Origin of the sequence: Rothia gullae (genome assembly GCF_024294905.1) — a bacterium.
Lineage (GTDB): Bacteria > Actinomycetota > Actinomycetes > Actinomycetales > Micrococcaceae > Rothia.
In genome coordinates, this window is sequence record NZ_JANCOC010000004.1 from 74,425 (window position 1) to 101,424 (window position 27,000).

Genomic DNA, 27,000 nt, shown 5'->3' on the forward strand with positions numbered 1-27,000 from the left:
TGGTGATGGGTGCGGCTGGATTGTCGCTCCCATGTGCTTAACGCTACTCCACTGAATCAAAGATTCCTAGGATATATACAAATTTTCTTTTATGTGACACAAATTTCTTTTTGGGCGTTTTCGACTCCATCACGCCCGAGCATCTAGCGCCCAGCGAGCGCAGACGGTAGCGTAGAAGCATGACTGACGCGAACGCACAGGGCACCGCCGCCCACACCCGGCCCATTTCTGACAGCTCCGGTCGAACGGCACCGAATCGACCCGCCGCAATAACCCGCCACTACGACGCGCCCGACGATGATTGCGTGCGCGGTAGCGAGTATTCCGAGATCCTTGCCCTCGAAACCGAGCAGCGTAAGCGGGCCGCTGAACACCGCCGCAATCGCGGGCACGCGCATCCTGAGCAGGAACGTAGCCACGGCGAGCGCCACGGATATGGCAAGGGGCGCGGCGCGCATCACGGTCACCGCCTCGACGAAGACAGCGGACTGGCGCATATTCGCCGCGACCTCGCTCAATCCGTCGCCACCCGCGCAGACTCTTTGACCGCAATTCTCAAGGCGATTCACGCGCACCCTGAAACTGCCTACGAGGAGTATTTCGCCTCCCGCACGCTCGTTGATGCGGTCCGTGAAGCCTACCCGAACCTCAGCATCGAGTACCCCGCCTTCGGTCTGGATACCGCGTTCAAGGTGGAGCTCACCAGCGCCGACTACGACCCCGCCACGCACCGCACCATCGCGATTCTTTCCGAATATGACGCGCTGCCGGGTATCGGTCACGGCTGCGGCCACAACGTCATCGCGGTATCCGGGCTGGGCGCTTTCCTGGCCCTGGCGGATGCGCTCGCTACCGGCCCCGAGGCGTTCAGTGGCAGGGTCCTCTACTACGGCACGCCCGCTGAAGAGTCTGATGCCGGTAAGGAGCTGATGGCGCGCGCTGGCGCGTTCGAGCGGGTGGATGCCGCCATTATGGTGCACCCCTACTTTATGGATGTGGCTGATCAGGCATGGTTGGGTCGCCGTGAATGTCGCGTGACTTATACGGGCGTGAGCGCGCACGCGTCCTCGCACCCGTTTATGGGTCGTAATGCCCTGGATGCGGCGAATCTGGCGTATCAGGGTTTGGGTTTGTTGCGTCAGCAGATTCCCGGTTCTGACCGTATTCACGCGATTATTGACCACGGTGGGGGCGCCCCGAACCTGATTCCTGCCGCCGCGAGCCTGCACATTAATATCCGTTCTAAGCACGCACCGACTCTGCGTGCGCTGTCGCGACGGGTTGAGGAGGTGCTGCGCGGTGCGGCGCTTATGGCTGGAGTGAGTGCGGAGGTGACGTGGGATTCTTCGCCGATGACCATGCCGGTGCGCACGAACCGCCCGCTGTTGAAGCGTTGGGTTTCGGCTCAGCGTTCGGTGGGCCGCCACCCGTACCCGCCCGGAACGGTCAGTGACACCCTGGCGGCTTCTACTGATTTCGGTAATGTGAGCCTGCGCGTGCCCGGTATTCACCCGCTGATTCAGATTGCGCCTGAGGGCACCGGCATGCACACGGTGGAGTTTGCACACTGTGCTGGCACTCCGGCGGCGGTGGATGCTGCCCTGGATGCGGCGATCGGTTTGGCGTCTGTGGCTTTAGACTTCCTGGTCGACGACGATTTGGCGGATGCGGTTCGTGCTGATTTTGAGGCTTCCGGCGGTGTCGTGGACGTGGAGGGCTATTTTAGCGGCATGTGAGCTTGCTCAAAAGGTCAGAACGTCATTATTTGGTTTTGTGAGTGAAAAATACCCCTTATAGTCCATAAAGTCACCAGCACTCATCGAAAAAAGCAAAATAACCCAACACAAAACGCAAAATCTGCGGCATAATAGAACATAACGAAGCAAGCCCACCGGGGAAGAACACCCACCCAAGAAAATTCAACCCCGAGGCACACACCCGCTTCCCGATAAACCACGCGAGAAAACATCTCGCACCACACGGATAACTCTCACGAAAAGAGGGCATACAGCAATGAACGGTGTCAATAACCCCACCAAGCTCGGCGTCATCGGCGCAGGCGGCGTCGGTAGCGCAACCGCATACGCAGCTATGGTCCGCGGCTCCGCAGACGAAATCGTCCTGTACGACATCGACGGCAAGCGCGCACACGCTGAAGCACTGGACATCGCACACGGCGCAATGTTCGCACACGAAGCAACCGTAACCGGTGGCGACGACATCGAACTTCTGCGCGACTGCGACATGGTCATCATCACCGCCGGTGCTCGCCAGAAGCCCGGCCAGCCCCGCCTCGAACTGGCAGGCGCAAACGTCGCAATCCTCGAGAAGCTGCTGCCGAACATTCTGTCCGTAGCACCCAACGCAATCATCATGCTCGTCACCAACCCCTGTGACGTTCTCACCATCGTTGCCCAGAAGATCACCGGCCTGCCCGCAAACCGCGTGCTGTCCTCCGGTACAGTTCTGGACTCCTCCCGCCTGCGTTGGCTAATTGCTAACAAGGCTGGCGTCTCCATCAAGAGCGTCCACGCAAACGTTGTTGGCGAGCACGGCGACTCCGAGTTCCCCGTCTGGTCCGCAGCCAACATCGGTATGGTTCCCCTGACCGAGTGGAAGCAGGACGGCAAGCTCGTCTTCACCGAAGAGGTCCGTGCAGAACTGGCAACCGAAGCAATGCGCGCAGCATACAAGGTCATCGAGGGCAAGGGTTCCACCAACTACGCAATCGGTATCTCCGGCGCACGTATCGCTGAGGCATTCCTCGGCGGCCAGAACGCAGTGCTGCCCGTCTCCACCACCATTGCAGGTGAGCTGTACGGCTTCAAGGACGTTGCACTGTCCCTGCCCACCATCGTCAACCGTGAGGGCATCCAGCGCGTGCTCGAGGTTCCCATGAACGAGGCTGAGCTGGCACAGCTGAAGGCATCCGCTGAGGCAATCCGCGCATCCGCAGCATCCCTCGGTTTCTAATCCCGGCTTCTAAAACCCCGGCTTCTCATTCTCTCGGGCTCAACCCGTAAGAAGCAAACATTCAGTAGGCGCAGCGTCAAGCTGAGCTAACCGACAGAAGAACCCGCCGCACCCGTCCCCTGCTCCCTTGAGGAGTGGGGGAGCAGGGGGCGGCGGGTTCACTGTGTCTGTAAGGTTTTCTATGCGGGGCTTAATTTATGCGGGGCTTGATGTGCCGCGTGCTGCTTTGCGTGACCAACTTGGCTTTATCAACCTGGCTTGCCCAGCCTGACGTGCCTAACCTGGGCTTACCGCTCTGGCTTTGGCATTCTCTTCACGGCACCGAATTCACCTGCCGCGCCCGTTCATAGTTTCGCGTTTAAACCGCCGTATGACCGCCCGGCGCACACCATAGGCGCGTAGGTAGTAGAATAATGGCATGAGCATTGATCCTCGCACCGAACTCACCCGCCTCCTTGACGCGCTGGAGGCGCACCTGACCGCCGTCGTAAACCGAACCGGCGAGCATGACCCCGCCGTCGATGAGGCGTACGTAGAAATCGCCAACGCCTTCGAAGCCTACGAAGATGCCCTCTTCGAGGCTCACAACGAGGTCACCCCCTTGAGCGTCTACGGTGACGAAGAGGACGACGACCTCGACGAACTGGTCGACGACGAAGAAGATGAAGACGACGACGATATCGAGTACGAGGACTAACTAGCGCCTCGCCCATACGTTACGGACCGACCCCTGACCGGTACCCCTACGCGGGGTAATACGGCAGGGGTCGAACCGTACCCGCAACACCCACGTAGCTCTTGCCCTCAGCCTCTGCCCAAGTGCCTAATGAGTGTAGCGCCTACTGAGAAGCCCGCCGAAAACCCGCCCGCCTGATACCCACCGAGAACGGAGACCCTCGTGAGCGAACCCCGCACCTGGCGCGACGCCGCCCTCATCCTCCGCACCCAAAAACTCGGCGAAACCGACCGCATCATCATCATGCTCACCCGCGACGGCGGAATCACCCACGCCGTCGCCAAAGCCGTACGCAAACCCACCTCCAAATTCGGTGGACGACTCGAACCGTTCATGCACACCGACCTGTCCTTCAGCCGCGGCAGAACCAACCTGCACACCATCACCCAGGCGGCAACCCTGCACGCCTACACCGCACCCATCATGGCGAACTACGATGCGTACACGTGCGCCTCCATCATCGCTGAACTGGCAGAAGCACTCACCAAAGACACCGACAGCACCGCCGATATTTACACCCTCACCCACGGGGCGCTTGCCGCGCTCGCGCACGGGCAGCACGTGCCGCAGAGGATCCTGACCCGCTACCTGGCGCGCAGCATGAACGCCGCCGGCTGGCCGCTCATCGGTGAAAACTGCACCCGATGCGGCAACCCGCTTGTCAGCGCCGATAGCCGGGGCGATAACGGGGCAGACAGTAGTACCCCCGTCGCTACAGGCGGAAGTGGCAGGTACATTGCATTCCACACCGCCCACACCTACGGGCACCACACGATCCTCTGCCCCCAATGCGCACCCGCCACCGACACACCCCTAACCGGCCTGCGTGCCGAAGAGCTCGGCTATGCGCTCGCTACCGCATCGGCGAATCCGCGCGCCTGGGCGACTATTGACGCAGCACCGGTGCCGGTCGCCTCCAAAATTCTGGGACTCTACCTGAAAACCACCCAGAACCTGCTCGAACACCCCCTGAAAACGGCGAGCGCCCTCGAAGCAGAAATTCCTGGATCGTAAAAGATGCACGCCGGCGCGTCAAACATGGGCCAACCAGGACGCAAAATAACCCCCGAAGCACCCGCCCATGCGCGCTGTGTCACGGTAAAATAGCTAACAGCACGCTAGGTTTATATCTGGCGCATATCTAGGCAAACGACCCCGGGGGAGAACCCGCCAGGGAAGAAAGGCACACATGGCACGCACCCAGCCCGTACCCCCGCCCGCACACCCTACCGGGGCAACCCCGCCGCCGATCCCGAAGAAGTTCATTCCGCAGCACGTCGCCGTCGTCATGGACGGTAACGGACGCTGGGCGAACGAACGCGGCCTGTCCCGCACCGAGGGCCACCGCGCCGGTGAGGCGGCACTGCTGGACGTTGTTGCGGGCGCTATCGAAATGGGCATCCCGTACGTGACCGCCTACGCGTTCTCCACCGAAAACTGGAAGCGCTCACCCAGCGAAGTCGCGTTCATCATGCGTTTCTCCACCGAGGTGCTGCAGCGTCAGCTGGCAACCCTCAAGACCTGGGGTGTGCGCATCCGCTGGGCTGGCCGCCGACCCAAGCTGTGGAAGAACGTCATCGAAGAGCTCGAACACTGCGAACGCGAAACCATCGACAACACCGTCTGCACCCTCACCATGTGCGTGAACTACGGCGGCCGCGCAGAAATCGCTGACGCGGCGGCAGCTATCGCAGCGGACGCTGTGGCGGGCAAGATCAAGCCCGACAACATTACCGAAAAGACTATCCAGAAGTACCTGGACGAGCCCGACCTGCCCGACGTTGACCTGTTCCTGCGTTCCTCCGGTGAGCAGCGCATCTCGAACTTCCTGCTGTGGCAGAGCGCCTATGCCGAGATGATTTTCATGAACGTGCTCTGGCCCGACGTTGACCGCCGCACCCTCTGGGAAGCTGTCGAAGAGTACGCGCGCCGCGACCGCCGATACGGTGGCGCTGTCGACGCCGTCACCAACGACAAGTAGCCCCCGGCATACAGTCCCGGCTCATAGCCTCATAAACCACCCACACCCTCCAACACTAGGGAGAACAAATGCGCATCTACCCGACCTTCTTCAACATCTTCTTCAAGGGCATGGACCCCGAGAAGGCACACCACGTCGGCTTCTGGGGCGTTCAGACCCTGCGCAACGTCGGCATCACCCGCGCGCTGCGCAAGTACTTCCAGCCCGCCCCCGAACTGGCAACCACCGTCATGGGCATTACTTTCCCCTCGCCGTTCGGCCTGGCTGCAGGCTTCGACAAGGGCGGTAAGGGTATTACCGCGCTGGCTGGTATCGGCTTCGGCCACGTCGAGATTGGCACCATCACCGGTCAGGCGCAGCCCGGCAACCCGCAGCCGCGTCTCTTCCGCCTCGTGGAAGATAAGGCGGTCATCAACCGCATGGGCTTCAACAACGATGGTGCCGCAGCGGCAGGCCCGCGCGTAGCCGCCGCCCGCGCAGACCTCGAAACCGAATACCGCGGCGCCGTACGCCCGGTTATCGGCGTGAACATCGGCAAGACCAAGGTCGTTGAGCTCGAGAACGCTATCGAGGACTACCTGATCTCTACCCGCACCCTGGCACCGCAGGCAGACTACCTGGTCGTCAATGTTTCTTCCCCGAACACTCCGGGTCTGCGCACCCTGCAGGCTATCGAGTCGCTGCGCCCGCTGCTGGCTGCCGTGCGTGAAGAGGCAGACCGCGTATGCCCCAACCGCCACGTACCGCTGACCGTGAAGATCGCGCCGGACCTGGTCGATGAGGACGTGATCGAGGTGGCAGCCCTGGCTAAGGAGCTGAAGCTGGACGGCATCATCGCCACCAACACCACCATTGCCCGCGATGGCCTGGGTCTGACCAGCGACATGACCAAGGTCAAGGAAATCGGTGCCGGCGGCCTCTCCGGTGCGCCGCTGAAGCCCCGCTCCCTGGAGGTGCTGCGACTGCTCAAGCGTGAAATTGGTGACGACCTCGCCATCATCTCCGTTGGCGGTGTGACCACCGCTGAGGATGTGCAGGAGCGCCTGGACGCTGGCGCTGACCTGGTGCAGGGCTACACTGCGTTCCTGTATGAGGGTCCGCTCTGGGCGGCACACATTAACCGTGGCCTGGTGAAGCTGCGCCGCGCTCGCCGCTAGAAGGTTTGCAGGCGGGGGGCTTTATGCTTCCCGGCACGCTGACTTGCCGTGCTGACTCTGCGTGCTGAAAGGGGGGGCACCGTTCTCTACCCGTAGGGGGTGGAGGCGGTGCCCCTTTGGTGTGCCCTCTATTCTGCCCCTCTATTCCGCCGAAAAGCCACATGTGTTTCGAAAAGCCACCAAAGAAGTAGCTTCTCGAAACACATGTGGCTTCTCGCGTAAGAGAGTCGCGTAAGAACATAAAAATAGGGGAGAGGCCTGAACCTTCAGGACCTCCCCCCAAACACCTATAAGGCACTAACGACTTAGCGCGGGTACTCGCCGTACTTCACCATCGGAACCGGGCGGCGCATACGACGAATCATCATCACACGGTTAAACGCATACATGCCAGAACCACGCTGAACCTCGCCGAACTTCGCAATCAGCTTCTTCTTCAGGCTGCGCCACAAAATAAAGTAGTCAACAACCCACAGAATCATCAGCGCATACATTGCGTACACGGAACCGTAATAAATCGGTGCCGCCGCAGTAGACGTACCAGCCACACCCTGAGCAATCCAGCCACCAATAAGCAGAACCAGCAGCACAGCCAACATAAAATCGCCAAGGTTACGGCGCGCATCCACATAATCACGGATATAACGGCGCTGCGCACCACGATCCACGGCGGGCAGGTAACGCTGATCGCCACCCATCAACGCATCATTCTGACGCTCACGAGCCTTCGCCATCGCCTCACGTTCACGCGCCTTCGCCTCCTTACGGTCATTAACAACCAGAGGCTGACGACGAGCCGCCTGCTGCTCCTTACGCGAAGGAGTAGGACGGCCCTTCTTCGGGGTGAACTTCGGATTAACCGGAGCCTGAGGCTCCTCTACAACCTGTGGCTGAACAGCTTCCGCTTCAGCCTTCTCTTTCTTACGACCAAACACCCTCCCATCATACCCGAACGGCACACACCAAACCCGCCCCCACAATCCCACACCAGCAACTGAAACAACCCCAACCACTCGGCGGCAGCGGGTAAGGTGGGGGTAAGGTAGAAACATGACTATTGAATTCACCCACCACAGCGCCCTGAGCGACGCCGTCACCAAAAACTTCGAAGCAACCCTGCAGACCCTCACCGAGCTCGTCGCCATCCCCTCCATTGCCTGGGAATCGCACGACCTCACCCAGCTAGACCGCAGCGCCGAGGCAGTCGCCGCGCTCGCAACCAAGGCAGGCTTCAACAACGTACGCATCGAACGCGCCACCTACACCACCGCCGACGGCACCGAAAAACAGGGCATGCCCGCCGTCATCGCCTCCCGCCCTGCCGCAGAAGGCTACCCGACCATCCTGCTCTACGCCCACCACGACGTGCAGCCCGCCGGCAACCTCGATCTGTGGGACACCGACCCCTTCATCGCAACCCGCAAGGGCGACCGCCTCTACGGCCGCGGCGCAGCAGACGATAAGGCAGGCATCCTCGTACACCTTGCTGCGCTCGCAGCCCTCAACGAAACTCTCGGCGAGGACTTCAAGCTCGGCGTGAAGCTCTTCATCGAAGGCGAAGAAGAGGCAGGCTCACCCTCCTTCGTCTCCTTCCTCAACACCTACCGTGAAGAACTGTCCGCCGACTACATCGTGGTCGCAGACTCCGCCAACTGGCGCGCCGGCGTACCCGCACTGACCACCAGCCTGCGCGGCGTCGCATCCGGCGACATCGAAGTACGCGTCGGCAGCCACGCCATCCACTCCGGCATGTTCGGCGGCCCCATGCTCGATGCCCACACCCTCATGGCGCAGCTACTCGCCACCCTGCACGACGCCACCGGCGCCGTAGCCGTCGAAGGCCTGCACCGCGCCCCCGAACCCGAACTCGAATACGCTGAAGCAGACTTCCGCAACGACTCCGGCATCCTCGACACCGTACCCCTGGCAGGCACCGGATCCGTTGCATCCCGCCTGTGGACCCAGCCGGCAATCTCCGTCATCGGCATGGACATCCCCTCCATCGCAACCTCCTCCAACACCCTCGCCGTCGTATCCCGCGCACGCATTAGCACCCGCCTAGCACCCGGCGACAACCCCGAAAACGCACACCGCGCACTCGCCGAACACATCAAGGCACACGCACCCCACGGCGCCCAGGCGAACTACACCGCCGTCGACTCCGGCATGCCCTTCGCCACCGAAGTCGACGCAGACGGCGCACAAACCGCACTCGACGCAATGCGCGCCGCCTGGGACGTAGAACCCGTCCAGACCGGCATGGGCGGCTCCATCCCGTTCATCTCCGACCTCAAGGACCTCTTCCCGCAAGCACAGATCCTCGTCACCGGCGTAGAAGACCCCGACACCCGCGCACACAGCGCCAACGAGTCCCTCTACATCCCAGACTTCAAGAACGCAATCCTCGCGGAGGCGCTACTGCTCAGCGCACTCGGCGCCCGCTAAACGCGCTCGCTAAACCAGCCCACAATACACTGGGTAGGGAAGTGGAAGCGGAAAAGTGGGGGAGAAGGGTCACAAACCCCAACCCCCACTTTTTCGGTATCCTAGAAGCAGAATTACATGTCAAGCCCCCACACCAAAACTCACGCCCCCGGCGAACTATGCACACCCTAGGTTGTACATCAAACACCCAGGCGCGTATCGTGAAGGCTAAAACGCCCACACGCACCCACACGCGGCGCACACGGGCAACCAACAAAACAAAAGGACAACACCAATGAGTGAAACCACCACCGAACTGCCCACCCACGGCGTCAACCTCACCGAAGTAGCACAGACCAAGGTCCGCACCCTCCTCGAACAGGAAGGCCGCACCGACCTGCGCCTGCGCATCGCCGTCCAGCCCGGCGGCTGCTCCGGCCTCATCTACCAGCTCTACTTCGACGAGCGCGTCCTCGACGGCGACGCAGTCCGCAACTTCGACGGCGTAGAAGTCATCGTCGACAAGATGAGCGCACCCTACCTCGACGGCTCCACCATCGACTTCGAAGACACCATCGAAAAGCAGGGCTTCTCCATCGACAACCCCAACGCAGCAGGCTCCTGCGCATGCGGTGACTCCTTCCACTAAACCGAAGGCACCCACCACGCGCCACTAAAGCGCAACACGCCTCATAAACCCCCGTCTCGCATACTGCACCCAACCATGCAGATATGCGGCGGGGGTTTTACACTTAACACATGACTACGCACGAAATCACCTGGAAATACATCCTCAACCAGCTCGTCAAACACCAAAACCTCACCGACACCGAAGTCGCCTGGGCAATGGACCACATCATGACCGGCCAAACCGAACAGCCGATCCTCGCATCCTTCCTCACCGCCCTCCACTCCAAAGGCGAAACCCCCGAAGAACTCGGCGCCCTCGCAGCCGGCATGATCGCCAAAGCCGAAACCGTCGACATCGACCCCCACGCCGTAGACATCGTAGGCACCGGCGGCGACCAGCAAAACACCGTCAATATCTCCACCATGGCAGGCCTCGTCATCGCAGGCACCGGTGCCACCGTCGTCAAACACGGCAACCGCGCCTCCACCTCCAAATCCGGTTCCGCAGACGTCCTCGAAGCCCTCGGAATCCGTCTCGACATGCCCATTTCCGCAGTTGCCGAATGCGCTCGCGAGACCGGCATCACGTTCCTGTTTGCGATGACCTTCCACCCGGCAATGCGCCACGTGGGTCCGACCCGCCGCCTGCTGGGCATTCCGACAGCGTTCAACTACCTGGGCCCCATGACGAACCCGGCTCGCGTGAAGTCCTCGGCTATCGGCGTTGCTAACCCGGTCATGGCTGAGAAGATGGCTCACGTCTTTGCAGAGCGCGGCGATCACGTCCTGATTTTCCGCGGTGATGACGGCCTGGATGAGCTGACCATCGCCACCACGAGCCGCCTGTGGGAGGCTGTCGACGGCGAACTGACCGAGTACCGTTTTGACCCGACCGAGTACGGTCTGCAGAACGCACCGCTGGAGCAGCTGCGTGGCGGCGACGCCGAGTACAACGCGGGTGTTTTCCGTGCAATTTTGGCGGGGGAGGGCGAGTCCCCGAAGAGCCCGCTACGCGCTATTCACGACGCTGTGGTGATGAACGCTGCGGCTGGCCTGGTTGCGTACCGCCCGGTCAACGGGGAGAGCTTTGAGGCCCGTTTCACTCAGGCTTTGGCTGATGCGCGCGAATCTATTGCATCCGGCGCAGCGGAGCGCGTGCTCAACGCCTGGGTAGAGTTCAGCTCCAAGCACGGAGAATAAAGAAGCTCAGAACAAAGAAGCTCAGTAGCTGATGATAGGCACCCGAGATGGGGCGCACCGAATGGTGTGAGCTTGTCTCGGGTGCCTGTCGTTTAACGGGATTCGTTGAGGGTCGGAAGGTTCGGGGCATGTGAGCGTGCGGCTGAGCGCCGAGGAAGATGCAAGGCGCACGGAGCGCAGGTTTGATCAGTGCTAACCTGAGCTTAGAAAGCGCCGGTGAGCAGCCGGTTGGGTAGTAAAAAATAGGTCTACTTTACATAATGTATATTATCGGCTTTTTAGGGAGATCTAGAATGAACCCAAGATTCCCCGTATCTAAATAAAGTCTTAACAGTTCATGTATTAACCTCACCCAGTCACCAGAACTATCGCCAGTACTCAATCCACCTGAAATAATGGATATACCCCGCATCACGAAGGTGCTGTCGCCTCGTGTGCAGATCCAACGTCAACCACGCCGGTTGATGTACACCAAAGGAGAAAACTCGTGGATTGGCTCTTTGAGACACCCTGGACACTCTGGGTTGCACTCGCCCTCATTTTCGCCGTCATAGAAATGCTCAGCCTCGACCTATTCTTTCTCATGCTGGCGATTAGCGCAGGCATCACCGCAGCAATATCGCCCTTCGTGGATAACATGCTGATTCGAACCGTTATTTTCGTGGTGATTTGCCTGATTCTGGTTCTTGGTCTGCGCCCGCCGCTGCTGAAAAAGCTCAACAAGTCAGCCACCGGAGCTGTCACTAATGCTGAAGCACTCGTTGGCGCTGAGGTGCGCGTCACTCAAGATGTAACTAGTGAAACCGGTTTGGTTGTATTAGCTGGTGACACCTGGACGGCGCGCACCGCCTCCGGAACGCTCGTAGCAGGATCACACGCGAGGGTACGAGCCATCGAGGGCGCTACCGCAATCGTAGAGCCTCTCCCCCATGACTAAGACCAACAAGCTAAGACCCATCTGAATACCGGCTCCAAAAGCCAATTCAGATACCCCAAAAACACACCATATAACTCACCGATAAGGAGAAACAATGCCTATCAGCCTTATTCTGACGGTCCTACTCATCCTCTTCGTGCTGACGATGCTCGCAAAGACCGTGCGTGTCATCCCGCAGGGACGAGCCGGTATCGTCGAACGACTGGGTAAGTTCCACGCCGTTCTCAAGCCCGGCCTGCACATCGTCATCCCCGTGATTGACCGCGTACTGCCCCTCATCGACCTGCGTGAACAGGTCGTTTCCTTCCCCTCGCAGTCCGTGATCACCGAAGATAACCTCGTGGTCGGCATCGACACCGTCGTGTACTTCCAGGTCACCGACCCCCAGGCTGCAACCTACGAAATCACCAACTACATTCGTGCCGTAGATGAGCTGACCAGCGCAACCCTGCGTAACGTCGTCGGTGGCCTGAACCTGGAGCAGACCCTTACCTCCCGCGACCAGATCAACGCGGAGCTGCGAGGCGTACTCGACTCCACCACCGGCCGCTGGGGCCTGCGCGTCTCCCGCGTGGACATCAAGGAAATCCAGCCCCCGGTATCCATCCAGGACTCCATGGAGAAGCAGATGCGTGCAGAGCGTGACCGCCGCGCCGCAATCCTCACCGCAGAAGGTCAGAAGCAGTCCGACATTCTGACCGCAGAAGGTGAATCCCGCGCAGCCATCCTGCGTGCAGAGGGTGAAAAGCAGGCACAGATCCTTCGTGCAGAAGGTGACGCACAGTCCGCAATCCTGCGCGCAAACGGCGAAGCAGAAGCCGTGCAGAAGGTCTTCGCAGCAATCCACGAATCCAACCCCAGCCAGCAGCTGCTCACCTACCAGTACCTACAGACCCTGCCCAAGCTCGCCGAAGGCGACGCCAACAAGCTCTGGTTCATCCCGACCGAACTCGGCGATGCACTGCGCGGCCTGGGCAACGCATTCGGCACTCTGCCCGCATCCGACCTGGCAGAGGCGCCGAAGAAGCCCGCAGTAGAGGCACCTAAGAGCGCACCGCAGGCACCCGGAAGCTACGGCATCAACGACTAAACGCGAAATCTAACGCATAAAAAGGTGTGAATCACCAAAAATCATGCCGAATAAACACCATCACGCTGGGCGGGTGGAGACTATTACCGATATAATGGATGTTTTGTAAACGTTCGAGGGAATAGCTCTCCCCCGCCCAACGTTATGCCTAAAGCGCCAAAGAGCGCACCCGACGACACTGGAGGAAAAATGAGCGATCGTAGCCTGCGCGGTATGCGCCTGGGTTCCCAGTCGATGGAAACCGAATCGAACGTACAGCCCGCGCCCCGCCAGCGCGTCGAATACCGTACCGCTGACGGTGACCGCGTTTTCGTGACCTTCGCGGCAGAAGCAGAAATCCCCTCGGTATGGACCGCAAAGTCCGGTAAGGAAGCATACCTCGTCAACGGCGACTCCACCGCAGACGCCGAAGAAGAGAAGCCCGCACGTACCCACTGGGATATGCTCATGGAACGCCGTAGCATCGAAGAGCTGGAAAAGACTCTGGAAGACCGCCTGGAATACTACCGCAAGCACTACGCGCTCTAAAAGCACCGTAGATATGCCATAGAAACGCTGTAGAAGCCCGCGCTGTAGAAAGCCCGCTAAGAGCCACTCTGCTCTTAGTGGGCTTTCCTTTGTTGTGGTGCTGGCTTCTGTCCGTGCGTGAGCCAGGATCAGTACGTGAGCCAGGCGTGAGTCAGGAAAGAGCGCTACAGAAAGTATAAAAAGACCGGGGCGGATACGTAACGTATCCGCCCCGGTCTTTCGTAAATCTCAGGTGCGAGAAGCATCTGAGTAAGAAGTTACGGGCTTACTTGCCCAGAGCCTTCTTCAGCTTCTGAATGCGGTTAGCCATACCCCAGCGAGTCACCTTAGACATGGAGTCAAAGATAATGTTGCCGTCCATCTTCGAAGCGCCAATCTCGCGCTCAACGAAGGTAATCGGAACCTCAACAATCTTCAAGCCGGCCTGCTCAGAACGCCACGCCAAATCAACCTGGAACACGTAGCCCTTCGAGTCAATACCCTCAAGGTTCAGACGCTGCAGGGCCTCACGACGGTACGCACGGAAACCAGCGGTAATGTCCTTAATGGAGGTGCCCAGAATCAGACGGGTGTACAGGTTAGCGCCGCGAGAGAGAACCTGGCGGTGAGCCGGCCAGTTCTTGGTCTTGCCGCCGGGAACGTAACGCGAACCAATAGCCAGGTCAGCGCCCGCCTCCACAGCACGAACCAGAGAAGGAAGCTGCTCAGGCTGGTGCGAGCAGTCAGCATCCATCTCGATCAGAACGTCGTAGCCTGCCTCAAGGCCCCAATCGAAGCCAGCGAGGTATGCGCCACCCAGACCGTCCTTAACGGTGCGGTGCAGAACGTGAATCTGGGAGTCCTTAGCCGACAGCTCATCAGCAATCTGGCCGGTGCCGTCGGGGCTGTTATCATCCACCACGAGAATGTCCACCTCGGGAGCTGCCTTACGAAGACGCTCAACCACGATGGGCAGGTTCTCCTTCTCGTTATACGTCGGGATGACAGTTAGAACGCGCATATTACTCCCTCACAGGTACATATAAAACAGGCAGTGTAGGTATCCAGTATACCGGGTAAACGTGCGGGTAACTGAATCCTCGGGGGCTTCCACTGCCCCAAAACCGCCTAAAAAGGTGTTGATAAACTAAAAAATTAGTTACTTTCAGTGTAAATAGATTCCAGGATGGGCAGAGGCGAACCCTTCTCCAGAACCGGAAGCAACGGAATGCGAGCGCGGGGGTCGGTGCTCCACGATGCTACGCGGGAGTCGGGTGCTTGGACCATGAGGGCTTCGACGCGCCATTGTGCTACGTATGCGGGGGTGTCGGGGGTGAGCTGGCCGGTGAAGGGGTTTTCTTCGTGTGCTAGGCGGTATACGCCGCGGGTGAGGGCGGCGAAGGCGCTGCGTGCGGAGATGCCGTGTTCGTCGTTGACGAGTTCGTGGATGAGGGGCCAGGCGCCGGGTGCGTAGAGCTGGGTGTCGGATCCGAGGGCGATGGAGGTTCCGGTTGCGTTTGCGCGGCGTGCGACTGAGGCGACGGACTCACGCTCTTCTCCCCCGGCGTGTGCGAGGAGTGCTTGGACGGTGTCGTTGGCGGTTTCGTCTTCTTCGGGTTCGCAGACGCTCAGGCCCAGGTTGATGCGTGCTTCTGCTAGTTGGGTGAGGTGTTCGTCGGTGATGGGGTCTTGCGGGGTGCTGGTTGCTGCGTCGAGGCGGATGGGCAGCCAGGGGCGGTTTTTGCGTGCGTCGAGTGCGGCGTCGGCTGCGTCGGCAAAGCTGGTGGATGCGTCGATGGAGAGTAGGAGTGCGGCGTTTTCGGCTACCTGTGCTGCTGCGGGGGCTTCGGTGGGTGCGACAAAGATGCCGACTAGCTGTAGGCCCTTGACGGCGCGTTCGCCTTCGGTGAGGGGGCGTAGTGCCTTGATGGCGCTGATTAGTTCGTCGGTTTCTACGCCGGTGGCGTTGAGGATGAGGCGGATGTCGGGTACGCCGTGTTCGGCGCTGTAGTAGCTGAGTGCGGAGACGAGGTCGGGTACGTCTTCCATGCCGGCGAGTAGGGTGTGGGTGTGGTAGCCGGCGGCACGGTATGCCTGCAGGTAGTCGAGGATTTCGGGTGCTTTTTTGCCTGTTACCGGTGCTAGTGCGCGCGCAAAGGCGGGGGTTAGTAGGGCGCCTTCAAGTTCGGTGATGGTGGCTGATTCGTCGGCAATTGAACGTGCCCCGGAGTCGGAACCAACCCAGCGGACGAAGCCGTCTTCGACTAGCATTGCGGTTGCGTACGGGTCGACCGGGCTGTACACGCTACCATCTACAAAAATTCGGGTAGACATTAGATTCCTTTCACCTTTGAGGCGCGCCGAAAGCGCACACGGGGCGGGCACTTCGCTTGTGCTCGCGTAGCTTAGCTGAGCGTCTCATTTGAGTATAGAAGCACCCCCGCTGCCTGCGATAGTTCGTTCGTCCTTAGATGAGGCGGAACTTAGATGGTGCAGAACAATGCACAGTTGCGGGGGTGGTAGCCCGAACCGGCAGGGTGCGGTGTAGCACTAAGGTGCGGGTTAGACGTCGAGTGCGACTACGCCGCGGCGTACCGCCTCGATTGCTTCTTCACAGCGGGCGCGGATGACCGGGTCCAGTGAACGGATGTGCGCGATCTGGTCTAGGGCGTCTAGTACCTGCTTTGCCCAGCGTACGAAGTCGCCGGCGGCAAGGCCGGTGTCCTCGATTGCCTTTGCGAGGTGCGCGCCGTTCGCCCAGGCGTATATGGGTTCGACCAGGCCGAAGTCGCATGCGGGGGTCGGGTTGACCTTGAACTGTTCCTCGGCTGCGTTCAGGTCGGCGAGGTGCTGCGTAATCGTTACGATGGGTGCGCGCAGGGATGGGTGCGGGTAGTGAGCCAGGTATTCCACCGCGTCGCGCTTGCCCTGGTAGGTTAGTGCGGCGACGGTTGCCGCGATGGCGGCGGGCTCCAGTCCGTCGAGGAAGTGCGCGTCCAGGCACAGGGCGGTCAGTAGGTCGCGCTCGCCGTAGATACGACGTAGCGCCTGGCCGCCGGTGGTTAGTGACAGCTCGTTATCCTCGGTGCGTTCGACGTAGCCGTAGCTCTCCAGCAGACGCGCAATGCGGTTGAAGACCTGAGCAATCGTGTTGGTGCGGCGGGCAATCTGACGGCGCAACCCTTCCGTCTCGGAGTTGAGTTTCTGCCAGCGTTCAGCCCAACGCATGTGGTTCGTGCGGTCGGAGCAGCCGTGGCATGGGTGGTTACGCAGTTGAGCCTGCAGCGCCTCCAGCTGCGCGTCAATGCTGTTCTGACGAGCAGGGATGTTCTGCTGTGCGAGCGCACGCGGGGCGCGGCCGTCATAGAGTGCCTGGCGCATGCGGCTTGCGGTGTCGCGGCGTTCCTTGGCGGTTTTGAGGCTTAGGCGCTTGGGGATTTTGATGCGTGAGACCGGTTCGACGGCGCCTTCAAAATCGCGGGTTGAGGCGGTGCGCTGGTGCGCGTCCTCGGTGACGATACCGATGCGCGGGTCGGCGTGCGAATCGGAGCGGGTGATGACGACTGCGTAGCCGCGGGAGCGGCCGTGCGGAATGTAGATGATGTCGCCGGGCAGTAGCTGTTGGATGCTGTGGTGCGCCTGCGCGCGTGCGTGGCGTTCGTTGCTCTTGGATGCTTTCTTTTCCAGTTCGGTGATTTGGCGGCTGAGCTGGACGTATTCGGTGAAGTCGCCCAGGTGGCATGCCATTGCTTCGCGGTAGCCTTCTAGGGCGTTTTCATTTTTGCGTACGCGGGAGGCGACGCCGACGACCGATTTGTCTGCCTGGAACTGTGCGAAGGAGGATTCCAGGATTTTGCGGGTGCGTTCGGCGCCGTAGGAGGCGATGAGGTTTGCCGCCATGTTGTAGGTGGGGCGGAATGAGGAGTTTAGCGGGTAGGTGCGGGTTGAGGCGAGGGTTGCTACGTGTTCTGGGGACATGCCGGGACGCCACATGACGACGGCGTGGCCTTCGATGTCGATGCCGCGGCGGCCTGCGCGTCCGGTTAGCTGGGTGTATTCGCCGGGGGTGATGTCTACGTGGGATTCGCCGTTGTACTTGGTGAGCTTTTCCAGGATGACGGTGCGGGCGGGCATGTTGATGCCCAGTGCGAGGGTTTCGGTGGCGAAGACCAGCTTAATCAGGCCCTGGGCGAAGAGGGTTTCTACGACCTCCTTGAATAGGGGTAGCAGGCCGGCGTGGTGTGCGGCGATACCACGGATGAGGCCGTCACGCCACTCGTAGTAGCCGAGGGTGTTCAGGTCGCGGGTGTCCAGGTGAGCGGTTGCTTCTGCAATGTAGGCGCGGATGGTCTGCTGCTGTTCGGGGGTGGTCAGCGTAATATCGGCGGATACGCAGTGGCTGACCGCGCCGTCGCAACCGGCACGGGAGAAGATAAAGCAGATTGCGGGCAGCAGGCCCTGCTTGTCGAGGGCGCGCACCATCTCCGGGCGGGTAATGCGCTGCGGATGCAGAGGCTTCTGCTCACCGCGCGCATCAAAGTCCCGGTCGTTACTGAAATGATTGTTGCTGAAACGGTCACGACGGTCCGAGCGGCCACGCTCACCGCTGCTGAACGTCTCATTCAGCCAGCCTTCACGGCGGTGACGGAAACGTTCACGCTTGCCGCCGTAGCGTCCACGGCCAGGTGCGGAACGGAAGCCGGGGCGTAGAGCCTTCAGCTGCGGGTTCAGGCGCAGACCGGCAAGCAGAGGGTTGGCGCCCGCTTCCACGGTTGTGCCGCGCTGCTTAGCTTTCTGTGCCTTCTTCGCCTGCTTGCGGGAGAGCTTCTCTTCCGGCTCCTGGTTCTTGCCCTGGGTGTGGTTTTTGCCCTGTGCAGAGTTACCCTGCGCGGAGTTGTCTTCGGGTACGAACAGGTCCACCACGCGGTGACCGACCATCATGTGCTGCCACAGGGGTACCGGGCGGTGCTCCGAAACGATAATGTCCGTGCCGCCGCGCACCGTATCCAGCCACGCGCCGAACTCCTCAACGTTCGACACCGTAGCAGACAGAGAAATGACGTTCACATGCTCGGGAAGGTGAATAATCGCCTCTTCCCACACAGCGCCACGGAAACGGTCCGCCAGGTAGTGTACCTCATCCATGACCACATAGCCCAGGCCGGTCAGCGTGGTCGAGTTGGCGTAGAGCATGTTGCGCAGCACCTCGGTGGTCATTACGACCACGGGTGCTTCCGTGTTGATGCTCGTATCGCCGGTGAGCAGACCCACGTAATCCTCACCGTACGCGCGCACAAAGTCGTGGTACTTCTGGTTGCTCAGCGCCTTAATGGGGGTCGTGTAGAACGCCTTCATGCCGCGGCGCAACGCCAGGTAGATACCGAACTCACCCACAATGGTCTTACCGGCGCCCGTAGGTGCGGCAACGAGGACGGAGCGGTCCGCCTCCACAGCGGCACACGCCTGACGCTGAAAATCATCCAGCGGAAAATCAAGGGACGCCTCAAAAGCCCCGAGGGCGGTCTTCGCGTATGCGGCGCGCTCTCGGGATGCGGCGTAGGCGGCAGCGTAGTCGGTGCGCTCCGCCGGGGTCTGTGCGTTAGAAGGGTTAGAAGTGTGTGCGTCAGATGTGTGCTGTGCGTGGTGCTTGCTCATAGTATGTCCAGTGTAACCGGTTGCCCGCCGAGTGCCTTCCGAAAGCATCCTGCACGGGCACTAATCCGGTATGGGCGAACAGTGAGCGCATCAGCTGCGCGGTTTCGGCGCAATTTATGCTCAGTTTTTGCGGGATGTACCGGCGGACGTTGTAAAAATTCGTCTGTGCGCCTCTTCGTCTGTGCGCCTCGAGACACTGTTGCGGAACATGCGAAAGGGGGCGGGGTACAGGTTCTCTGTACCCCGCCCCTTTCGGTTAGGTTGCTCAAAGTGATCTATTCAATTTAGGAAGTCTTCTCGTCCTCGAAGTAACCCATCTTCGCCAGGTCTTCACTGCTGGTTGCGGTGTTCAGGCTTGCTTCATCCGAGCCCTGCGCCAGCTTGGCAAGCTTGCGGTCGCGGCGCTTGTCGTTGATTATGCAGATGCCAATTGCTGCGAAGAAGAAAATCAGCAGCGGTGCCATGAGCACGAACATCATCATGATGTCGCTACCGGGTGCGGTCAGCGCTGCGATAACCGCAACGAGCACGACAACCCAACGCCAAGCCTTCAAAATGGTGGTGCCGCGAATCAGACCCAGCTTGTTAATGCCGACCAGGATCACCGGGATGATGAAGGCGCAGGAGAACGTCACAACGAACTTCAGGATGAAGGAGATGTACACGCCCGCGTCAATGTAGTTACTTTCGTTGATGGGGGTGAACTTCAGCAGTGCGTAGACCACGCCGGGGAGGGTGAAGTACGAAATGGCGACACCGCAGGCAAACGCGAAAATAGATGCGGTGAGGAAGCCGAAGAGATACTTCTTCTCCTTGGTGTGCAGTGCCGGCAACAGGAATCGCAGCGCCTGGTAGAGCCAGACGGGAGAGGCTATCACCAAGCCGATGTACATACCGACCTTCAGCAGCTGGTCGAAAGGAGATGCGACGCTACCGTAGTTCAGGTTTGCGTTGCGGCCGGTTTCTGCGTTGATCTGCTGCAGGGGTGCAGAGATCATTTCGATGAAAGGCTGGTAGAGGAAGACCGTACCGATGATGGCTGCGATGACGGTTGCGATAGCCGCTTTGATGAGGCGGTCGCGGAATTCGCGCAGGTGTTCCTTGAGTTCCATGCGTGCTTCAGGATTGACTTTGCGGTTGCGCACGTCCTGGTCAGGTGTTGCCACGTGGTGTCCTCTGGGTGTCGGCGCCGTGTGTGATTCGGCTGAGGGGATCTGGTGGGGTGTTTATGGGGTGGTGCCGCAAAACCCGTGCCGGCCGGTGGGCTGGCACGGGTTTGGTGCGTTGGGGCGGGACCGTTACTTGGTTTCGGTCTTGCCGTTGTCTACGACCTCAGCGGTGACGACCTCTTCGCCGTCCTTCGCGCGGGGGTCCTTCTTGGAGTCGTTCTTCAGGCCCTCAACTTCGGTCTTGAAGATGCGCATGGACTGGCCGAGGCTACGTGCCATGCCGGGCAGCTTGGGTGCGCCGAAGAGGAGGACGATGAGGAGGATAACGACGATGATGGTCGCGGGGTGGCTGAAAATCTGGCCCATGGTGTGCCTTTCTAGTTAAAGCAGGTCTCCGATGTTTTGAGGTTGGCCGAGTCGATCTCGTCGGGAGACCCGTCGCTTGATCCGCTCAGACCTGCGTGTCTGCTTACCTTGTTCGTAGTTATTGTATGCCTCGGTGATGGGTGTGAATACCCCGAGGGTGGTGTCTCGTGGGAGTTTTCGGCTTGCGTTCGCTTGCGCTGCGTCGAATTGTCCCTCGATGGACTCGACCCAGGTTACGGTTTCGTCAAGGAGTGTGAAACCGCGAGTGAGTGCTTTGTAGGTGAACCATGCCAAATAGAGGAGCGAGCAGATGATGAGCGCGCCCCATAGCAAAATCCAGAACCACCAAGACATGAGCACCATTATACAAGTATTAGGTTAATGTTTTGGCTCCTTGGAAGGGTTTTTAGGGTGTTTTTGCTAGTGGGTGAAGTTCTATTTTTCTGTGGGCGCACCTGTGGGCGCACCCTTGCGACTGCTCGCTTTGAGGGTTTGCAACTGGTCAAGCAGCGCCGCGCGCAGGTGGGCAGGACCGACCAGTTCGAGGGCACCTCGGTGCGCGATGACGGTGTCGAGGATGTTCTTATCGCCAGCGCCGTGGGCGTTGTTGTAGTAGTGGATGCGCACGTACTGGGTGCGTGAAGCCTTCTTCACGTGGTGGGTGCTTCGACGCATGTACGTTGCGGTGAGAGTATCGAGCGGCTCACCGCTGGGAATGTGCTCGGTCGGGTGAATCCGCAACTCTGCGAAGGGGTTGGTCTGAGTGCTGTGCTGTTGCGCGTGCCAATGCGGGACGGTGTCACCGGTGACCGGGTGGGTACGTCCCGCACCCGCCTCCTGAATGTGGTTGATGCGGGTGAGGCGGAAGTTACGCCAGAAAGTGGGGGTCTTATCCCCTGCCTCATTATCCGTCGCCTCACTGTTTCCCGCCTGGCTGTCGGCAGTCTCGCTGTTCCCTGCCTCGCCGGTGGCTGCGTGAGCAAAAGCCTCAGGTACCTGCGTGGATGCCTGCGCCGGTACCTCTTCACCGCGCGCTGCATAGTAGCGTTCCTCAGCGGTACGGCACCACGCATGCAGGTACATGTGGTCGCGGTGCAACACCAACGCATACGGGTCCACCAGGCGATCCGCGGCACGCTCAGAGGTGCCGTACCCAATGGTCACGGCATTGCCGCTACTCAGAGCGGCAGTCGCCTCCTGCAACAAAGGCTCCTCCGGGGCGAAGCACAGGTGCTGAGCATAGACGGGCGCGTTCGGGTATGCGGCGGCGAGCGCCGCACGGATACTGCCCAGACGCGCATCCGCCGGGTGCAGAATATCTGCGGCAGAGAGGGTAAAGACAAGAATGGTGAGCTCAGTGTCAGTAAGGCGCGCGTAGTTCAGCAGCGTGTTTGGGGTGGCGCCGTCAAAATCTGGCAGCAGGTTAATGTAGGTGGGCTTGAGCGCGTCCGGGTCCTTGGGGTCAGACTCGAAGGGAACAGGGTTGAAAGGAGATGCGTCTACCTGAGCGAAAATCTCGGCAATGGTTTTGCCGAGGGCACGGTTCTTCTCGGTGTCCACGCTGTAGAGGGCGTTGAGCTGGTTCAACGGCATGGGTGCCTCATCGTGGGCGCTCGCCCAGCGGTCGGCACGGTGCAGACCCAGGAGCAGGTCCACAAGGTCGTCGAGGGAGTTGTTACGGTTGCGCTGGTTGATATCTGCCCAGGTGCCGGGGTCTTCGACCGCGCCGCTGTGCAGGTCGGTGAGGGTGCGCAACAGCTGCTGCTGGGCGGCGTAGCTGTCACGCTGGCGGGTAGAGGCAGCCTCCGATTCCTCGGGCGGCTCGATAACGCAACTGTAGCTGGTCGCCGCCACAGCGCTATCAATCGTGCCGTACGAGGGCACGGTGAAGGGCTCCGAAAGCGTGGAATCGGCGTTGACCTCGGCAACAATCAGGCTCTCTTCGTACCCCTCAATGCCCTCAAGCCAGTTCTTAGCGTTGAACGTCGCATTGATGGGGGTCGAATCGATACGTGAGAGCATCGTGAGCTTCTGAATGCGGCTGGCACGGAAGGTGTACTCCTTACGTGCCGCGCTCTCAGTGTAGTAGCCGACAAAATACCAGGTGCCGTAACGGTAACCAATACCGGCAACACTGACCTTCTCCTGCACGCGGGTCGCACCGGCAGCCGTCTGATAGGTGAACGTGACCGTCTTACGCTCCGCATAGGCGGTGAACAGCTCATTCAGGTGCGGGTTATCGCTAAAGTAAATGCGCTGAAGGGGCTCGCGGTAGGTGTGCAGGTTCTTTGCGCGCTGACACTTGCCGGTCTTCGGGTCCAGGATCTTCGCGGCGGCGAGCGCCTCATCGGTGAGGTTCTCGCTGGTCAGCGCAATCTTACGCAGGATGCGGTAGGCGTCATCCTGCAGTTCGGTGCCTTCCCAGCCGCGCAGGATGGTGTTGATGAGGCGGAACTCCTCGGCGGTGGGGTTCCAGGCGGGCAGCTTAGCGGCGTTGCTGGTTTCGAGGCGGTAGCGCTCCCCCAGATCCGTGGTCACGTGGGTGATGCGCGCGCCGGCATCACGCAGGGTCTGCTTGGCTCGTTCAAAGGCGCGTTCATGGGATTCGCTGAGGGAGCCGTTAGCGCGCGTGCTAATACCGAGCAGGGTCAGTAGCTCGTTGCGGCTGATGCCCTGGGCTCGGGTTGCGGTATCTGGTGCTTCGGCGGCGGTGGCGAGGCGGTGAAGAGTCATGTAAAGCTGAGCTGCGGTGGACATGATTCCATCATACCGTGTGTGTTCCGCAGCACTTACTTTGTGTGGGGTGGCTGCGGGAAGAATGCGCGGGTATAAAATCTCGCGGACGCGCCAATAGCCCGGCACAAAAACCTGGCACAAAAAAGCCCGGCGCCCCTCCCACAATCGGGAGAAAGCACCGGGCTGTGCGTCTCTTACACGAAAAACGCGAGAACCTGGCTAGTCCTTAGCGGACGTCCAGCAGATCCACCACGAAAATCAGGGACTCGCCGGGCTTAATGACCGAACCAGCGCCGCGGTTACCGTACGCCATGTCGGCGGGAATCTCCAGGCGACGACGGCCGCCGACCTTCATGCCGAGCAGACCCTCATCCCAACCGCGGATAACCTGGCCAACGCCCACCTGGAACGGCAGCGGCTCGCCACGGTTCCAGGACGCGTCAAACTCTTCACCGGTGGAGAAAGCCACACCAACGTAGTGGGTGAGCACGCGGGAGCCGGGAACAACCTCAGCGCCTGCACCCTCGATCAGGTCGGTAATGACCAGCTCGGTGGGGGCGTCGCCCTCGGGGAAATCGATTTCGGGCTTTTCGCGGTCGAGGTTACGCTGACCGAAAGACATGGGTGTCTCCTTTGATTGGTTCGACATACATCGAAATAGTGGGTGCGCCCGCCGCCTAAGCCGTATAGGCGGCGGGCGCGGTATAAAAATATGACGTAAAAACGTGACGTAAAAAAGTGGGTGCCGGGCTACTGTGCGGTAGCCGAAGCGGTAGCTGCCGGGGTCGCAGAAGCGGTTGCCGAGGCGCTCGCCTCCGCAGCAGCAGCTGCGCTAGAAGCCGCCTGAGCACGCTGCAGGGTCTGCGGGTTCTCCTCCGCGCCCAGAATATCAACAACGAACACCAGAGTGCCCGAAGGCTTGGAACCGCCGGCGTTGTTACCGTACGCCAAATCCGCCGGGATGACCAGCTCAACACGGGAGCCGACCTTCTTGCCCTTCAAACCCTGAGTCCAGCCCTTGATAACACCCTGCAGGGAGAGACCCGTCGGGGTGGGAGCGTCATAGTTGCCGTCGAAGACCTTACCATCGGAGTACTGCACGCCAATGTAACGCACGTACACGGTATCAGTTTCCTTGACCTCAGCGCCCTCGCCCTCAATGAGGTTCTTCGAGACAAGCTCAGTGTGCTCCTGCTTGGTGTCGGGCAGCTTAATATCAGCCTTGCCGGTGGACTCATCCAGAGTGAAGGACGGCAGCGACGGGTCAGCCTCAACCGCCTTACCGGTTGCGTACTTGGGCAGCTTCGTCTTCACGGTGTACACCTCAACGTTAGTTGCGGTGCCGGGCGAAGCGGTCGTAGTGGTCACGCCCGCGGTGCTACGCTGCTGCAGAACGTTGGTGGTGTACGAGAAAGAACCGCCAACCTTAATCTTCTTCAGGGTTTCGTACACCTGCGGTGCAGCCTGCTTCAACTGATCGTTAATCGGCAGCAGAATCGGCTCGCTGGAATAAGTGGAACCGTTAAGCTTGCCGTCGGTGCCCTTGAACACAGCAGCCTCAACAAGCACGTAGTCACCATCGTTGATGGACTCGCCGTTACCTTCCTCAATCACGTATGCGGAGGGGCTAGAAGCGGCGAAGGGAGTCGCGAAGGACGCCTCAGGCTCAGCGGTCGCGTTCTTCAAGGTGTACTGCACCTTGGACAGGTCGCTGTTGGAATTGGACTGTGCGCCACATGCAGACAGTGCGAGCGCAAGAGCAGCCGCGCTGGCACCGAAAATAGTGAGCTTAGAGCGTTTGGTCATAGTGTTATCCTCTGGGATTTTCTGTGAGAGTGGGGCGTGTGAGTGCCCGTGTGTCACAGAACAGTTTACAGGTATAGGTTTAGCTGTTTTATGCTACGGCACGTAGCTGTGTTCAGGCTGTGTAGCGGCGCGGGGTGCGCTGGGATTTTAGCAGGGCTGTTTAGCAGGGCGGCGGGAATGCCGTCTCCTGATGCTGACGCGCCTTAGACGCCAACAGGCTCAGCACCTCCTCCAGCTCCTCGCTGCCGGTAGCGAACGGGTCCTTACACACCAGCGTGTGCTGCGGGTAGGCGTTGAGTTTCAAATGCACCCAATCCACGGTGAACTGCTCCCCCGCCGCAACCGCCGCATTAATGAAACGCGAACGCTGCAGAGCGCGAGTGTTCGGTGGCTGAGTCTTCGCCGCCTCCGCAGCACCCTCAGGCAGGATGCGCTTGACCGCACCGCGACGAACCAGCGCGTGGAAGACGCTACGCTCCGGGTCGATGTCGTGGTACGCCAGATCCAGCTGACGGATGCGGGCGTTCGCATAATCGGCAGGCTGACCAGCCGCGCGGGCGCGGGCAATATATGCGTCCAGAAGCTTCTTCTTAATCGCCCAGTCAATCTCAGTGTCAATGCTGCTGTAGTTGCTGGACTCGATAGCATCCAGGGTGCGTTGCCACAGGTCCAGGGCGTATTCCACGTGGTGGTGGTGCGCGCCGTACTGCTGCACGTACTGGCGTGCCGCATCCAGGTAGTGACGCTGAACGCTCAACGCCGTGTAGTGCTTACCATCCGTGGTTTCGAAGGTCGCGGTGCCGGTCAAATCGTGGCTGATAGCGCGTAGAGCCGCCGGAACAGACGCAATATCCAGGCTCGTGACCGGGAAGCGGTCCTCCAGCATGCGTAGCACCAGGTCGGTGCTGGCAATCTTCAGCAGGGTCGTCGGCTCCGCCATGTTCGAATCACCGTTAATGACGTGCATGCGGCGGAACTTCGAAGCGTCCGCGTGCGGCTCGTCGCGGGTGTTAATGAGCGGGCGAACGCGCGAGGTTGAGGTGGATGCCGCCTCCCAAATATGGTCGGCACGTTGAGAGAACGAATACGAAGGCACACCCGTGCTGGACGCCGGGTCGGTCGAACCGGGCACCGGGCCGCCGTTCGGGTGGGTCTTACCGGCGCCGACCAGAATCTGGCGGGTCACCAGGAACGGCACGAGCTGCTTAATCAGGTCGTTGAACTGCAGTTTGCGGCTGATCAGGTAGTTCTCGTGGCTGCCGTAGGAGTTGCCCGCCGAATCCACGTTGTTCTTGAACAGGTATAGTTCACCGTCGAGGGGGCGGCCCTCCGAGCCTGCGAGCAGGCGCTTGCGGGCGGTACGCGCCAGATCAGCGAAAAGTAGCTCACCGGCGCGTTCCTGGGCGAGCAATTCGTCAATGCTGCCGCATTCGGCGGAGGCGTACTCGGGGTGTGAACCCACGTCAAGGTAGAGCCTACCGCCGTTGGGCAGGAAGACGTTCGTTGAACGCCACTGATCCAGGACGGGCTTGAAAAGGGCGGCGGCGGACTCTTCGATGCTCAACCGACCGAGCCCGTGCGGGACGTAGCTGAGCCCGAATTCGCTTTCAATGCCGAAAATACGGTGTTCCAT

22 protein-coding genes are annotated in these 27,000 nt (G+C 60.3%); 12 read left to right on the plus strand and 10 right to left on the minus strand.

The features are described from left to right. The first annotated feature begins 179 nt into the window (after nt 1-179). From NML54_RS03855 to NML54_RS03880, 6 genes are all read left to right on the plus strand, one after another. A complete protein-coding gene (locus tag NML54_RS03855) occupies nt 180-1,736 on the plus strand; it encodes an amidohydrolase (RefSeq protein ID WP_254755990.1) in 1,557 nt (518 codons plus the stop codon). A gap of 277 nt (nt 1,737-2,013) precedes the next feature. Further along, the gene (locus NML54_RS03860; protein ID WP_254755991.1) at nt 2,014-2,973 is read left to right on the plus strand and encodes an L-lactate dehydrogenase; all 960 of its coding nucleotides are present in this window, start codon (nt 2,014-2,016) and stop codon (nt 2,971-2,973) included. Nucleotides 2,974-3,391: 418 nt separating this feature from the next. After that, the gene (locus NML54_RS03865; protein ID WP_254755992.1) at nt 3,392-3,670 is read left to right on the plus strand and encodes a hypothetical protein; all 279 of its coding nucleotides are present in this window, start codon (nt 3,392-3,394) and stop codon (nt 3,668-3,670) included. Nucleotides 3,671-3,871: 201 nt separating this feature from the next. Further along, on the plus strand, nt 3,872-4,723 hold the full coding sequence (gene recO, locus NML54_RS03870) for a DNA repair protein RecO (protein ID WP_254755993.1): 852 nt from the start codon (nt 3,872-3,874) through the stop codon (nt 4,721-4,723). A gap of 175 nt (nt 4,724-4,898) precedes the next feature. After that, nucleotides 4,899-5,690 carry an isoprenyl transferase gene (locus NML54_RS03875; protein WP_254755994.1) on the plus strand — a complete coding sequence of 264 codons (792 nt, stop codon included), beginning with the start codon at nt 4,899-4,901 and terminating at the stop codon, nt 5,688-5,690. A gap of 68 nt (nt 5,691-5,758) precedes the next feature. After that, on the plus strand, nt 5,759-6,847 hold the full coding sequence (locus NML54_RS03880) for a quinone-dependent dihydroorotate dehydrogenase (protein ID WP_254755995.1): 1,089 nt from the start codon (nt 5,759-5,761) through the stop codon (nt 6,845-6,847). A gap of 305 nt (nt 6,848-7,152) precedes the next feature. Here NML54_RS03880 and NML54_RS03885 read toward each other — a convergent pair whose 3' ends face one another. Beyond that, the gene (locus NML54_RS03885; RefSeq protein ID WP_254755996.1) at nt 7,153-7,782 is read right to left on the minus strand and encodes a DUF3043 domain-containing protein; all 630 of its coding nucleotides are present in this window, start codon (nt 7,780-7,782) and stop codon (nt 7,153-7,155) included. 115 nt (nt 7,783-7,897) lie between these two features. Between NML54_RS03885 and NML54_RS03890 the strand changes: the two genes are divergently transcribed. The 6 genes from NML54_RS03890 (at nt 7,898) to NML54_RS03915 (ending at nt 13,656) form a co-directional block, all read left to right on the plus strand. Then, nucleotides 7,898-9,292, plus strand: coding sequence for a M20/M25/M40 family metallo-hydrolase (locus NML54_RS03890; protein WP_254755997.1), 1,395 nt, complete (start codon nt 7,898-7,900; stop codon nt 9,290-9,292). A 274-nt stretch (nt 9,293-9,566) separates the two neighbouring features. Continuing rightward, nucleotides 9,567-9,920, plus strand: a complete 354-nt coding sequence (locus NML54_RS03895) for a HesB/IscA family protein (RefSeq protein WP_005506039.1) — start codon at nt 9,567-9,569, stop codon at nt 9,918-9,920. 110 nt (nt 9,921-10,030) lie between these two features. Next, the gene (gene trpD / locus NML54_RS03900; protein ID WP_254755998.1) at nt 10,031-11,101 is read left to right on the plus strand and encodes an anthranilate phosphoribosyltransferase; all 1,071 of its coding nucleotides are present in this window, start codon (nt 10,031-10,033) and stop codon (nt 11,099-11,101) included. A gap of 487 nt (nt 11,102-11,588) precedes the next feature. Further along, entirely contained in the window at nt 11,589-12,038 is a 450-nt protein-coding gene (locus tag NML54_RS03905) for an NfeD family protein (RefSeq protein ID WP_254755999.1), read from the plus strand. A 94-nt stretch (nt 12,039-12,132) separates the two neighbouring features. Beyond that, a complete protein-coding gene (locus NML54_RS03910; protein WP_254756000.1) occupies nt 12,133-13,128 on the plus strand; it encodes an SPFH domain-containing protein in 996 nt (331 codons plus the stop codon). Between the two features lie 189 nt (nt 13,129-13,317). Then, complete coding sequence (locus NML54_RS03915) at nt 13,318-13,656, plus strand: RNA polymerase-binding protein RbpA (protein ID WP_005506034.1); 339 nt, start codon at nt 13,318-13,320, stop codon at nt 13,654-13,656. 265 nt (nt 13,657-13,921) lie between these two features. Here NML54_RS03915 and NML54_RS03920 read toward each other — a convergent pair whose 3' ends face one another. From NML54_RS03920 to pafA, 9 genes are all read right to left on the minus strand, one after another. Further along, nucleotides 13,922-14,656: a polyprenol monophosphomannose synthase gene (locus NML54_RS03920; RefSeq protein ID WP_254756001.1), complete on the minus strand. Its 735-nt coding sequence runs from the start codon at nt 14,654-14,656 to the stop codon at nt 13,922-13,924. Nucleotides 14,657-14,790: 134 nt separating this feature from the next. Then, nucleotides 14,791-15,969 (minus strand): amidohydrolase, encoded by a 1,179-nt coding sequence (locus NML54_RS03925; protein ID WP_254756002.1) that lies wholly within the window; start codon nt 15,967-15,969, stop codon nt 14,791-14,793. 228 nt (nt 15,970-16,197) lie between these two features. Then, nucleotides 16,198-19,290, minus strand: coding sequence for a DEAD/DEAH box helicase (locus tag NML54_RS03930; protein WP_254756003.1), 3,093 nt, complete (start codon nt 19,288-19,290; stop codon nt 16,198-16,200). 284 nt (nt 19,291-19,574) lie between these two features. Continuing rightward, the gene (gene tatC, locus NML54_RS03935) at nt 19,575-20,456 is read right to left on the minus strand and encodes a twin-arginine translocase subunit TatC (RefSeq protein ID WP_254756004.1); all 882 of its coding nucleotides are present in this window, start codon (nt 20,454-20,456) and stop codon (nt 19,575-19,577) included. 132 nt (nt 20,457-20,588) lie between these two features. Beyond that, a complete protein-coding gene (gene tatA, locus NML54_RS03940; RefSeq protein ID WP_254756005.1) occupies nt 20,589-20,825 on the minus strand; it encodes a Sec-independent protein translocase subunit TatA in 237 nt (78 codons plus the stop codon). Between the two features lie 435 nt (nt 20,826-21,260). Beyond that, a complete protein-coding gene (locus tag NML54_RS03945) occupies nt 21,261-23,582 on the minus strand; it encodes a WYL domain-containing transcriptional regulator (RefSeq protein ID WP_254756006.1) in 2,322 nt (773 codons plus the stop codon). Between the two features lie 205 nt (nt 23,583-23,787). Further along, nucleotides 23,788-24,183, minus strand: a complete 396-nt coding sequence (locus NML54_RS03950; protein WP_254756007.1) for an FKBP-type peptidyl-prolyl cis-trans isomerase — start codon at nt 24,181-24,183, stop codon at nt 23,788-23,790. A 128-nt stretch (nt 24,184-24,311) separates the two neighbouring features. Then, on the minus strand, nt 24,312-25,367 hold the full coding sequence (locus NML54_RS03955; RefSeq protein ID WP_254756008.1) for an FKBP-type peptidyl-prolyl cis-trans isomerase: 1,056 nt from the start codon (nt 25,365-25,367) through the stop codon (nt 24,312-24,314). Between the two features lie 160 nt (nt 25,368-25,527). Further along, on the minus strand, nt 25,528-27,000 hold the full coding sequence (pafA, locus tag NML54_RS03960; protein ID WP_254756009.1) for a Pup--protein ligase: 1,473 nt from the start codon (nt 26,998-27,000) through the stop codon (nt 25,528-25,530).

Excerpts from the sequence above, each read along its gene's own strand:
- NML54_RS03860 (WP_254755991.1), top strand. The coding sequence starts at position 2,014 with ATGAACGGTGTCAATAACCCCACCAAGCTCGGCGTCATCGGCGCAGGC.
- NML54_RS03865 (WP_254755992.1), top strand. The coding sequence starts at position 3,392 with ATGAGCATTGATCCTCGCACCGAACTCACCCGCCTCCTTGACGCGCTG.
- NML54_RS03915 (WP_005506034.1), top strand. The coding sequence starts at position 13,318 with ATGAGCGATCGTAGCCTGCGCGGTATGCGCCTGGGTTCCCAGTCGATG.
- pafA (WP_254756009.1), bottom strand. The coding sequence starts at position 27,000 with ATGGAACACCGTATTTTCGGCATTGAAAGCGAATTCGGGCTCAGCTAC.
- NML54_RS03950 (WP_254756007.1), bottom strand. The coding sequence starts at position 24,183 with ATGTCTTTCGGTCAGCGTAACCTCGACCGCGAAAAGCCCGAAATCGAT.
- NML54_RS03955 (WP_254756008.1), bottom strand. The coding sequence starts at position 25,367 with ATGACCAAACGCTCTAAGCTCACTATTTTCGGTGCCAGCGCGGCTGCT.
- NML54_RS03880 (WP_254755995.1), top strand. The coding sequence starts at position 5,759 with ATGCGCATCTACCCGACCTTCTTCAACATCTTCTTCAAGGGCATGGAC.
- trpD (WP_254755998.1), top strand. The coding sequence starts at position 10,031 with ATGACTACGCACGAAATCACCTGGAAATACATCCTCAACCAGCTCGTC.
- NML54_RS03910 (WP_254756000.1), top strand. The coding sequence starts at position 12,133 with ATGCCTATCAGCCTTATTCTGACGGTCCTACTCATCCTCTTCGTGCTG.
- NML54_RS03855 (WP_254755990.1), top strand. The coding sequence starts at position 180 with ATGACTGACGCGAACGCACAGGGCACCGCCGCCCACACCCGGCCCATT.
- NML54_RS03895 (WP_005506039.1), top strand. The coding sequence starts at position 9,567 with ATGAGTGAAACCACCACCGAACTGCCCACCCACGGCGTCAACCTCACC.
- NML54_RS03875 (WP_254755994.1), top strand. The coding sequence starts at position 4,899 with ATGGCACGCACCCAGCCCGTACCCCCGCCCGCACACCCTACCGGGGCA.
- NML54_RS03925 (WP_254756002.1), bottom strand. The coding sequence starts at position 15,969 with ATGTCTACCCGAATTTTTGTAGATGGTAGCGTGTACAGCCCGGTCGAC.
- tatA (WP_254756005.1), bottom strand. The coding sequence starts at position 20,825 with ATGGGCCAGATTTTCAGCCACCCCGCGACCATCATCGTCGTTATCCTC.
- NML54_RS03945 (WP_254756006.1), bottom strand. The coding sequence starts at position 23,582 with ATGTCCACCGCAGCTCAGCTTTACATGACTCTTCACCGCCTCGCCACC.
- NML54_RS03930 (WP_254756003.1), bottom strand. The coding sequence starts at position 19,290 with ATGAGCAAGCACCACGCACAGCACACATCTGACGCACACACTTCTAAC.
- NML54_RS03920 (WP_254756001.1), bottom strand. The coding sequence starts at position 14,656 with ATGCGCGTTCTAACTGTCATCCCGACGTATAACGAGAAGGAGAACCTG.
- NML54_RS03890 (WP_254755997.1), top strand. The coding sequence starts at position 7,898 with ATGACTATTGAATTCACCCACCACAGCGCCCTGAGCGACGCCGTCACC.